The 456-nt window shown below is 70.2% G+C and carries 1 pseudogene; it reads left to right on the forward strand.

Annotated features, from left to right (window positions below):
- Window positions 1-456, forward strand: a pseudogene (locus tag E0D90_RS26065) (polyketide synthase); the annotation flags it as partial.

Genomic DNA, 456 nt, shown 5'->3' on the forward strand with positions numbered 1-456 from the left:
GCTGTCAACCAGGACGGTGCGTCGAACGGTCTGACGGCGCCGAACGGTCCGTCGCAGGAGCGGGTGATCCGGCAGGCGCTGGCCAACGCGCGTCTTGGGGCGTCGGATGTGGATGTGGTGGAGGCGCACGGTACGGGGACCAGGCTGGGCGACCCGATCGAGGCACAGGCGCTGCTGGCGACCTACGGCCAGGGACGGGACGAGGAACAGCCACTCTGGCTGGGCTCGATCAAGTCGAACATCGGTCACACCCAGGCCGCCGCCGGTGTGGCGGGTGTGATCAAGATGGTGCAGGCGTTGCGGTCCGGGGTGGTGCCGGCGACGCTGAACGTGGACGAGCCGACCCCGCATGTGGACTGGTCAACCGGCGCGGTCATGCTGGCGGTTGAGGCGCGGGCGTGGCCGGAGACGGGTCGTGCGCGTCGGGCGGGTGTGTCGTCGTTCGGGATGAGTGGC

This window comes from Streptomyces otsuchiensis, from assembly GCF_004305975.1.
Lineage (GTDB): Bacteria > Actinomycetota > Actinomycetes > Streptomycetales > Streptomycetaceae > Streptomyces > Streptomyces otsuchiensis.